6 protein-coding genes are annotated in these 8232 nt (G+C 58.4%); 2 read left to right on the top strand and 4 right to left on the bottom strand.

Annotated features, from left to right (window positions below; all coding sequences use genetic code 11):
• Positions 1–400: 400 nt before the first annotated feature.
• Positions 401–1150 carry a hypothetical protein gene (locus WCA10_RS21880; protein WP_472824653.1) on the bottom strand — a complete coding sequence of 250 codons (750 nt, stop codon included), beginning with the start codon at positions 1148–1150 and terminating at the stop codon, positions 401–403.
• 244 nt (positions 1151–1394) lie between these two features.
• On the opposite strand from WCA10_RS21880, the gene WCA10_RS21875 reads away from it, so the two are divergent.
• Positions 1395–2315 (top strand): DoxX family protein, encoded by a 921-nt coding sequence (locus tag WCA10_RS21875; RefSeq protein ID WP_472824652.1) that lies wholly within the window; start codon positions 1395–1397, stop codon positions 2313–2315.
• Positions 2316–2515: 200 nt separating this feature from the next.
• Here WCA10_RS21875 and WCA10_RS21870 read toward each other — a convergent pair whose 3' ends face one another.
• Positions 2516–3412 carry a hypothetical protein gene (locus WCA10_RS21870; protein WP_472824651.1) on the bottom strand — a complete coding sequence of 299 codons (897 nt, stop codon included), beginning with the start codon at positions 3410–3412 and terminating at the stop codon, positions 2516–2518.
• A 216-nt stretch (positions 3413–3628) separates the two neighbouring features.
• On the opposite strand from WCA10_RS21870, the gene WCA10_RS21865 reads away from it, so the two are divergent.
• Positions 3629–4936 (top strand): fatty acid desaturase, encoded by a 1308-nt coding sequence (locus WCA10_RS21865; protein WP_472824650.1) that lies wholly within the window; start codon positions 3629–3631, stop codon positions 4934–4936.
• A 50-nt stretch (positions 4937–4986) separates the two neighbouring features.
• On the opposite strand, the gene WCA10_RS21860 is transcribed toward WCA10_RS21865, so the two are convergent.
• Positions 4987–6279: an aminotransferase class V-fold PLP-dependent enzyme gene (locus WCA10_RS21860; RefSeq protein WP_472824649.1), complete on the bottom strand. Its 1293-nt coding sequence runs from the start codon at positions 6277–6279 to the stop codon at positions 4987–4989.
• Between the two features lie 87 nt (positions 6280–6366).
• Entirely contained in the window at positions 6367–8229 is a 1863-nt protein-coding gene (locus WCA10_RS21855) for a tetratricopeptide repeat protein (protein WP_472824648.1), read from the bottom strand.
• Between the last annotated feature and the right edge of the window lie 3 nt (positions 8230–8232).

Here is an 8232-nt window from a genome sequence, read left to right as displayed (position 1 = left end):
GGATCAGATGCTCAAGGGCATGCTTCTCGGTGGGAAACTTGCGCGCCAGGGAATACAGATTGATCGCTGACCTCATGCCACATATCTTGTGTCAAAACACGTCATGCGTCAAGGGGATAATCATTCTTAGTGGTAACTGCCGGATTGACCACAAACCTCTCGGAGCCGATTTGAGCGTCCAGATCAGGCCGCGAAATGGGACAATTCCTAGAGATCGATCGACAATTCTCTGATGGGACGTGCCACGTTGAGTCCTGGAGGAAGATGAAACCCCTGTCCTCTCTCGGGTGCCCAGAGTATCGCGATCGCCATCGAGTCAGCAGATAAACTTCCGATCCGGGTCACATTGAAGAGCTCCGCATCGATCGCGCCGGTGCCGCGGTCATCGGAGCTTCGATTTCTAAAATTTGCTCTCGATCGTCAACGACTGCGACCGCTCGCGGAGAGGGAACGTGTTCTCGATGAACTCGTCGCTCCAATATCCGGAGTCCCCTCCCATCCCGACACTCAGGAGGATGGTTGCCCGGGCTTTGTAGGTGTGGTTCAGCTGGAATTCGGGAAAACGCGAGCGGATGTCGGCCTGGCGTATGAAGATGTTCAGCCTTGAATTTGGATCGACGTAATATCCGTCAGAATGGAGCAGGATCGGTTGCTCGCGAACATCGACAATCTCCAAGACCACCCTGTATCCGTGTGCATACCCTGGAGAGAATTCCGGTATGAAATCGAAATCCCTTCCGTTCCCATTCCGTTCGACACGGAAGCGCAGCAGCCGTACCGGCCGGGCGGCATAAAGCTGCTTCTCTTTTTCGAGTTCCGTGCGATCCGCTGCAACTCCGTTGGAGACGAGCTTCTGGCACTGCGTCGATGAGACTCCCCAACTGGACGAAAGCATCGACCAGCGCCGGCGCACCCGGTCGCATAACCGTGCATCGCGAAACTGCACTGCCGCCTTCTGGAAGCATTCGGACTGAACGTAGTAGGAGCGGTACCCATCTGGATTGAAGAACAGGCCGCTTTGATACGCACTCGGATCGATCGCCTCACATTGCTGTTTCGCCGCAGTTCTGCGCGCGGCATAGTCGCTGGCAGGACTGGCGCTCGGCAATACACAGAGAAAGGCTAGGGAGACAAACGTCGCTCGGTTCATATCAGCTTTCGTCCACGGCGTTCCACGCGATTATACGCACCGTACAAAGCCCTTCGACGGCCTAGCTAGCCTGAGACTCATCATGGACAGCCAACTCCCGCGACTGCGAGACCGGCTGACAACAAGAATCCGGTGAGTTGAATCTTGCGTATATACGCAGCAAACGCTTTCGACTACCTTGGATCAGCTAATTACGTCTTGGATCAACGGGAGAGCAGGACGTATCGAGGGAGGAGGGTTGCCCTTGGGAGACAGCCTCGTGGTTTCGCGGGCGGCCGTGGCCCTGGTCGCAATTCCCATGGAGGTGACCTGGTCGTATGGGGTCGCCGCACTGGTTTTTGCGACTGGGCTCGTGGTGATTTTTCTGCGCGGTGAATGGCGGACCGAGCCAAGACTGGACAAGCTGATTCTGTTCGGTCCGCTCTTCTACGCGGTGCCCATTGCGGCCTTCGGCACCGAACACTTTACCCTCACCAGGGGTATCGCCTCGATCGTGCCAGCGTGGATTCCGTGGCATGTCTTCTGGGTGTACCTGGTTGGCGCCAGCCTGATTGCAGCGGCATTCAGCCTCGTCACGGGAATCTGCGTACGTTTTTCATCAAGTTTGCTGGCCCTGATGTTCTTTCTCTTCGTGGTGCTGATGGACGTGCCGGGCTGCATGCGGAATCCGCACAATCGCTTTGCGATCATTCTCGCGTTGAGAGAGTTGTCATTCTGCGCCGGGCCGCTGGCGCTGGCCGCGAGCCTCAGCCAGCAGCAGAGCCCGCGTGCCGCCCGGGCCGCTGCGACGATCGCGCGCTACTTCATTGCCATTCCCGTATTGTTTTACGCGATTCAGCAATTCCTGCACGCGGATCATGTCCCCGGCATTCCCCTGGAAATGGTGACTCCTGCGTGGCTCTTCGGACATTCGATCTGGACCTACCTGACGGCAGTGATGTACCTGATCGCGGGAATCCTGCTGCTTGCGGGAAAGAAGACCCGCGCGGCAGGGGCGTCGATCGGCTTGACCGTGCTCTTTGTGATCCTGGTTGTGTACGTGCCGATCGCAGTGGCAGAGCGCGCCAGCCTGGAGGGTCTGAATTATCTCTTCGATACGCTGATGTATTGTGGCACTGTTCTTATGCTCGCGAGGGCGATGCCTCGCTCCGAAAAGTCCACCTAATCCCTGATGCGTATTCATCGTTGACACAAAAGCGCAATTCCATCTTGTCAAGATCGGCGATCGATAGATGGACGTGGCGGTACGCGGACGCAGCTGATGTTCTCCCACATGGTGCCGACGGCGTGGAAAGCGACGCTGGCGATGTAGTCCACGCCGGCTTTCTGCGCGGCATGCCACCTATGCGCAGGAACTAAGCCGAGTTACGACAAAGGGTGAGCATGGTTGGAGCCTCCCTCTGAGCCAGGCACGCACACCGACTGGCGAACGACATATCGCTGCGGATCCTCCACGATGCGCCGCAGGGTTTGCAGGGATTCCAAGCAGTAGAAGCCGTCGTTTATGCGCTCGTCGAAGCTCCACTGTATTGGTAAGACTTCCCGGACGGCGGCCCTGCCAGATCGGTCTGCCTGAAGACGTCTTTGCGGTTTGCCGACCACACCAAACAGGCTGCAGGTTCCATGCTCATAGAGATGATGGAAGGCGTTATCGATATGAATAGAGCCAAGGTTGGCGAGAAACATGCTCGAATACATGGGATCAGGATCGATCAACGATGCTGGAAGAAGGTTGAAGCGATCAAGGACGTTTCCTGCTGCAACTACGACGCGGAGTGCAGGCATGGGCAGCCGCGTAAGAAACCGGACTTCCCGCTCGATGGGGCTTGGCCGGCCCGAACGTCCTTGCATAATGGCATCCGAGATAATATCCACACATTTCTCAAACGAATGCTCTGCGGGAAATCCGAGCTTTGCAGTTGTTATCGGCGCGTCTTCTTCAAATCGGGTTTTGACCGCGAAGGAGAGGAAAACACCGCGACGCTGGTAAATGTGGCCGCCAGCGACAAACCGGTTGAGACCTCGCCGTGCATGGAGCATCCGGGCGCTTGCGTAAAGAACAAGATGGAAGAATGTGGCGCGAGGCCGCTCGCCGCGGCTCCCGTTGTAGTTTTGCAGCCATATGCGTGTGCGTCCGATGTCCCACCGGGTCGTGTGATAAACAATCGAGTCGTTTCGGCCCGGCATGACGAGAGGCATCATGCAGCGTATTGGATCGAGGTTTGGCACGAGATCGCCATCGCACCTGTGGAACAGCGGCATGCTCTTTTCCTCAGTTCGTTCCGACCGGACACGACAACGTTCGACGAGCGCGTCTTGAATTCACCGCACCCCGTCTTTCATTCAAAAAGTGGATGAAATCATAGCTGATTTCTACGTCAATTGCAGTGAGTTTGAGCAGAAGGGGAGTCGGGCGCAAATGAGTGCAAGCATGAGTATCAGGAAAGAAGACTACGCCGGTTGCTACAATCGCCGGGTATGTGTTCCATTCGCGAGAAAGCGGCTCTGGCGGCGCCATTGACGCTCGGAATCCTGATTCTGTACTTCAGCACGCTGCACTCTTCATTCTTCAACGCCTTTCCGATTCCCGACACAGCCGTCGATCGCGCGATCCCGTTTCTTCCGGTCTTCGTTGTGCCGTATTTCTCCTACTATCTTCTGTTGCTGACGCCGCTCCTTGTCATTCACGAGTCACAGGAACTTCGCGATGCGGCGTTCGGATACGCACTGATCGTCTTCACATCCTGTGTTGCGTTCTTCTTTTGGCCGACAGCAATCTCAACTTCGTACACAGATCCTCTGATCCGCGGCCTGCTCGCCGTCGATCGACCACGGAACGCCTGCCCATCCCTCCATGCCTCTCTTTCGCTTTTCTGTGCGCTGTGCACGTGGAGGAACCTCCAATCGCCCATTGCCCGATATGGGCTTTGGATCTGGACGGTGCTGGTGATCGCGTCGACGCTCCTTACAAAGCGTCATGCAGCGGTCGACATCGCTGCAGGAGTTGTATTCGGCTGGATTGTGTACCGCCTGATCTTCGCGCCGATGCATCAGGGGGCCGCTGAAAGGGCGGCTATCGTCGATGACCTGAAAATCCGAGATCATCCGGCAGGAAAGCCGGGAAGAGATACTGAGGCCCTCGGACGATTCGATTCCAGAAGATGCCTCAGAGAGTTCGCGATTTTTGTGACCCTGGCTGCGATGGGCTCGTCAATCAGCATTTGGGCAATCGCTCATTCAAGTGTCATGACGTTTGCGGTCGGAGTCGTCATATCCATGGTCTCTCTCAACTCTCTTCTGCTCTTGCTGCACGAGGGGATGCACAGGCAGTTGATTCCCAATCGCCGCTGGAACTGGATCATCACAGCCTTGTTGGGATTCATCTTTCTGATGTCGTTTTCCGCGTTCCAGGTTATGCACCTGCGCCGTTTTCGATTTCCCGGTGATCCTCGCGATGCAGACAAATACCGCGTCGACTCACGCAGTCGGCACACAAAATGGCCCGCGCACTTCGTTCGGCTCGTGCGGGTTTTGTTGCTGAACCCGATCCTGATACCTGTGTCGGCCCTCAGGTTCGGCTCCGCAACTCAGCGGAAACTCATTTGCTCTGAGTACGCGCTTCTCTTCCTGGTATGCAGTGTTCTTCTGCGGACCTTTTCTCTGCGTGCTCTCTTTCTTGTTTGGATCCTGCCCATGATGCTCACAGGAATCTTCGCCGCTGTTCGGTGCTCTATTCAGCAAGTCCTCAAGAACGCACCGGATCAACACCTCGCCACCCGGATCTAGCGCCTGACTCGACGAGAGCCGAAGACTGCTGAAGCGAACCGTAGTCCCTTTCAGGCTGCCAGCGTATTGATGGCGCGCACCATCTTGTCGAGGTCTGCGATCGACGTATAGACATGCGGTGTCACCCGGACGCAGCTGATGTTCTCCCACACGATGCCGACGGTGTGGATCTTGTACTGGTTGAAGAGCGCGTTCTCTAGCTCCGCAGGCGTCATGCCGTCGATGCTTACGCCGCAGATGGCGCAGGAGTATTTCGCGTTAAGCGAGGTATGCAGCTTGACCTTCTTCGTCTGCTGCACGCGCGAGGCCCAGTAGTTCTTCAAATAGCGAATGCGTTCCTCCTTGCGCCTGGCGCCGATGCCCTCGTGGAAGTTGATGGCTTCGCCGATGCCTTGTTCCAGAGGAAAGCTGCGCGTGCCCAGCGTTTCGAACTTGCGAATGTCGGGGCTATGCGGAGTGGAGTTGCAAGTCAGCGGCCAGAGCTTTTCGATCTTGTCCTGACGGACCCACATCATGCCGGTACCGATGGGGGCGGAGAGAAACTTGTGCAGGCTGGTGCCGAAATAATCGCAGTGCAGGTCGGGAACCTTGAAGTCCATCAGGCCGAAGGAGTGCGCGCCGTCGGCCAGCACTTCGATGCCGTGCGCGTGCGCCATGTCGGCAATCTTTGCTACGGGCATGATCTGGCCGACCCAGTTGATCATGTGCGTGACGTGGATCAGCTTGGTACGCGGGGTGATGGCCTGCTCATACGCCTTCACAATCTGGTCGTCATCTTCAATCGGGAAGTCGAAACTGATCTGCTTGTAGATGATGCCTTCGCGCATGGCGCGCTGGCGATAGGCCTGGATCATGTTGGGATAATCCTGTTTTGTCCCAATGACCTCGTCGCCGGCCTTCAGGTCTAGCCCATAGATGATGGTGTTGAGCGCCTCGGTGGAGTTGCGGTCGATTGCGATTTCGTGCGGCTTGGCTCCGGCGAGCTGGGCCAGCTTTTCGCGCAGGGGCTCGCGGCCCTGATCGAGAATGCGCCACATGTAATAGGACGGGCCCTCATTCGAGAGCTGGTTGTAGCGCTCCACCGCTTCCTGCACAACGATGGGTGCGGGCGAGACTCCACCGTTGTTGAGGTTGATGAGATTCGGATTGACCGAGTAGGCGCGCTGGATCACGCTCCAGTAGTCTTCATCCTGCGCGGCAATCTCGGGGTCGAGGTGCGCGATGTGTGCCCCGGCGCCGGCAAACTCGGCGGCGTGCGCCTGGTGGAAAAGGCTGTTGACGGAGAACGCGCCGGCAAGTGTTGCTGCCTGCTTGAGGAAGGAGCGGCGGCCATTGGAATTCATACCGAGCAATGTAGGGCGTGCGAGCCACGGCAGACAACAACAAAATGGAATTGTTGCCCGATTGAGGTCCGAAGGACGGCCAATGCCCTACTGCGCGTTCACGAGGTCTGCGGCCTTGGCGCGCTCGGCGGCGGCTTCTTCGGTGCGGCCCTGGCGGTCATAGGCGATAGCGAGCTGGGTATGCGCCGCGGCGAAGGTGGGATCGGCGGCGACCGACTCCTGATAGCGCGCGATGGCGTCGGCGATCTGTCCGCGCAGCATCAACTGGTTGCCGGCATTCAATGCGAAATTGGCGCGTTGCCGGCTGACGGCGCCGCGCGCGAGCACGGCTGCTTCCTTGCGATAATCCGCAGCCTCGGTGCGAAGCTGCTTCATCTCGCCGCGTAATTCTTCGGCTTTCTTTGGATCGCCGGCCGCATCGGCGGCGTCGGCCTGCGTGCTGAGATTGCCGGCCTGCTCGGCGAGAACTCCGGCGAGCGTGACGCGTGGGCCGGGCTGACCGGGCTGGAGCGGAATAGCCTTCCTCAAGACCTCGGCTGCTTCGGGCAGGCGCGAATCCTGTTTGAGCGTGCTGCCCAGAATCGCCCAGGCATCGCCATTTTCCGGGCGCAGCGCAACAGCCTTCCTCAGCTCCGTTACGGCATCGTCGAGCCTGCCAAGTTGCATGTAGAGGATGCCCAGCGTGTAGGGCGGATCCTGCAGTTTGGGGTCCATCTGCCCCGCGCGGCTCAGTTCCGCAATGGCATCCTGCGGGCGGTCTTTGAACTTGTAGGCGAGGCCGAGATCGTAGTGAAGCTGCGGATCGTTGGGATCGAGCGCCAGGGCCTTCTGGAAGTCGTCGATGGCCTCATCAAAGGCTGAAAGCTGAATGTGGCAGACGCCCAGATCCTTGTAGATGGTGGGATCCTTCACATTCTCGGCGAGGGCGCGCTTGAAATCGTCGAGCGCTTCTTTGCCTTTGCCGGTGAGCGTCAGCGCCAAGCCAAGATTGGTAAGTGCCGAAGGATTGTGCGGTTCGCGCTCGACTGCCTTCTGAAACCACGGAATCGCCTCCTGCTGGCGCCCGAGCCGCTGCAGCGCCATGCCCAGTTCGAGTTGGACACCGGGTGTATTGGGGTCGAGCTGCGCGGCGCCATTGAACTGCTGCACCGCGTCTTCATCCTTGCCGACTGCGGCGAGCGTGCGGCCATATTCCATCAGGGCTTCGCCGCTCGGCGGGGTCATGGCGGCCGCGGAGGAAAGCGTATTCAATGCATCGGCAAAATTCCTCTGAACCCTGAAGAGCAGGCCGAGATGAATGCGCGCGCGAACAAACGAGCCATCCAGGGCGATGGCATGCTCGAATCTGTCCTGCGCATCGTGCCATTTTTCCTGCTGCGCTTCGAGCGTGCCGATCGCGTCTTCAAGATCGGCGCGGGGACCAGTGAGCGATTCCTCCGCAATGAACTGGAGCGCCGCCTGATCCGGCTTGCCGACTGCGGCAAGAGCGTGGCCATACGCATCGTAGAACGATGCCTCCGGCGCTGTGTGACCTGGTTGCCGGGACAGAATCAGCGCTGATTCGAAGTGCGGAATAGCGATTGCCGGTTGGTTTGCCTGGGAATACGCGAGGGCAAGATTGGTCTCAATTCCGTTGTCGTTGGGCTTGATTTTTTTTGCCGCTTCGAATTCCTTCGCGCCTTCCAGGGGTTTGCCGAGCTCCACCAGCACCGCGCCGAGGGCTTCGTGTCCTTCGGCGATTTTTGGCTGCAGATGTACGACTTCAGCGAATTTCGACCGCGCCAGTTCCAGGTCTCCGGCCTGGCGTGCCGCGTACCCCTCGTGGAAGGCCGCGTCGGCACGCTTGACAGCGTCTGCGGCATTCTTCTCTCCGGCTTGCGCGAATGCGCCGAGGGTGAGGCCAAGGAGGACGGCAAGAGCCAGAATGGATCGCGTCGCGCTGCGGGGCATCGT

Source organism: Occallatibacter sp., from assembly GCF_049582745.1.
Taxonomy (GTDB): domain Bacteria; phylum Acidobacteriota; class Terriglobia; order Terriglobales; family Acidobacteriaceae; genus Telmatobacter.
This window is presented reverse-complemented; position numbering and strand designations above follow the sequence as displayed.

Bases quoted from the DNA above. Each gene is read 5' to 3' on its own strand.
- WCA10_RS21880 (WP_472824653.1), bottom strand. From the start codon at position 1,150: ATGAACCGAGCGACGTTTGTCTCCCTAGCCTTTCTCTGTGTATTGCCG.
- WCA10_RS21870 (WP_472824651.1), bottom strand. From the start codon at position 3,412: ATGCCGCTGTTCCACAGGTGCGATGGCGATCTCGTGCCAAACCTCGAT.
- WCA10_RS21865 (WP_472824650.1), top strand. From the start codon at position 3,629: ATGTGTTCCATTCGCGAGAAAGCGGCTCTGGCGGCGCCATTGACGCTC.
- WCA10_RS21860 (WP_472824649.1), bottom strand. From the start codon at position 6,279: ATGAATTCCAATGGCCGCCGCTCCTTCCTCAAGCAGGCAGCAACACTT.
- WCA10_RS21855 (WP_472824648.1), bottom strand. From the start codon at position 8,229: ATGCCCCGCAGCGCGACGCGATCCATTCTGGCTCTTGCCGTCCTCCTT.